The sequence below is a fragment of the Pseudomonas brassicae genome (genome assembly GCF_010671725.1).
GTDB lineage: Bacteria > Pseudomonadota > Gammaproteobacteria > Pseudomonadales > Pseudomonadaceae > Aquipseudomonas > Aquipseudomonas brassicae.
Genome location: NZ_JAAHBU010000646.1, coordinates 1 through 1,368, shown reverse-complemented (window position 1 = coordinate 1,368; position 1,368 = coordinate 1). Strand labels below are relative to the sequence as shown.

The 1,368-nt window shown below is 70.0% G+C and carries 1 protein-coding gene and 1 pseudogene; both read right to left on the bottom strand.

Features of this window, described 5'->3' with window-relative positions; all coding sequences use genetic code 11:
• The coding region (locus G3436_RS28175; RefSeq protein WP_338001332.1) for an Hpt domain-containing protein at positions 1–840 on the bottom strand (840 nt) is incomplete at its 3' end.
• A pseudogene (locus G3436_RS28170) lies at positions 789–1,368 on the bottom strand (hypothetical protein); the annotation flags it as partial. The pseudogene G3436_RS28170 and the gene G3436_RS28175, both read right to left, overlap by 52 nt.

Sequence of the window (1,368 nt, the reverse complement as noted above, 5' to 3'; positions counted from 1 at the left end):
CTCGTCCAGGTCCAGGCCCAACTGGTGCGCCTTGAATTCCCGCGCCAGCAGGTCAAGCGCGCCGGCCAGCTCGGCAATCGGCACCACGCCGGCCATCGCCGCACTGCCCTTGAGGGTGTGAAAACCACGGCGCATCTCCACCAACCGCTCACGCGAGGTGGTCGAGACCCGCCACTGCTGCCAATCGGCCTGCAGTTGCTGCAGCACCTGCTCGGCCTCTTCGAGAAAGATCTCGCGTAGCTCGTCATCCAGCGGCGCCTCTGCGGCCTCGGCCTGGGCGGGACTCACCGCCAGGGCCGGCGGCACGCTCGGGAAGCCGAGGGCGGCCAGGGCGGCCTGGGCCCGTTCGAGCAAGGCGTCAAGGCCGGCCTGCGGGTCGATGCTCAGCCATTGCAGATAGAACTCAAGGCTGCACAGCGCATCGGCCAGGTGATCCAGCGCGGCGCTGTCGGGCAGTTGCTCGGCCTGCAGCAGGTGCGTCTCTACATAATCGTTGCAACAGCGTACCAGCGCCGCCGCACGCGGCAGCATCAACATGGCCAGGGCCCCGCGAATCTGCGTGAACAGCCCAGGCAAGGGCTGCAGGCGCAGCCGCTCCCAGCCCGCCTCCAGGCAATCGGCGATCAGGTCCTTGGCCTGCAGCAGCACACCGTGGGCCTCGTCGAGCACGCGCTGGCGAATGTCGTCCAGGTCGGTGCCGGGCACGCTCGCCTGGCTCACCGACTCGATCGAGCCGACCATGCCGCCCAGCGTCGCCTCGACGTACAACAGCGCACCGGCGACGTCCATCAGCAAGGCGTCTTCAGGCACCCGCTGGCCCAGTGCCAGGGCCTGCAGCACCGCCACCTGATCGACGACACCCGACGCGGCTGGCCAAAGCCGAGCACCGCCAGGGTGTCGGCGATCTGGCGCAACGGTGCCAGCAGCGGCTCCAGCGCCTCCAACTGCTGACGGTCACCGCGCACGAACACGTCCAGGCGCTCCTTGATGCGTACCAGGTCTTCGCGCACAGCCAGCACCACCGAGCGCATCGCGTCGCGGCCCGGTACGGCGGTGAGCTGGTCGCGCAGGGCGCCAAGCGAGGAATCGAGGTTGGCCAGCTCGGCGGCGCCCTGCGAACCCTGGCCGCTGCCGGGAGTGGCCAGCGGCTCGGCGCCACGCGCGCCGCGCAACTGGTTGAGCAGTGGCAGCACCACCAGCGGCAGGTCACGCCGCGCACTGCGCAGGCGTTCCAGGTAGATCGGCAGTTGCTCCAGCGCGCGAAACAGTGCGCCCAGGGCGTCGCCGCGCGAGGTTACCCGGCCCTGCCCGAGCATCGACGCCAGGGCCTGCATTTCGTCGGCGAGCAGGCTCGCGCCTTCGAGTTCG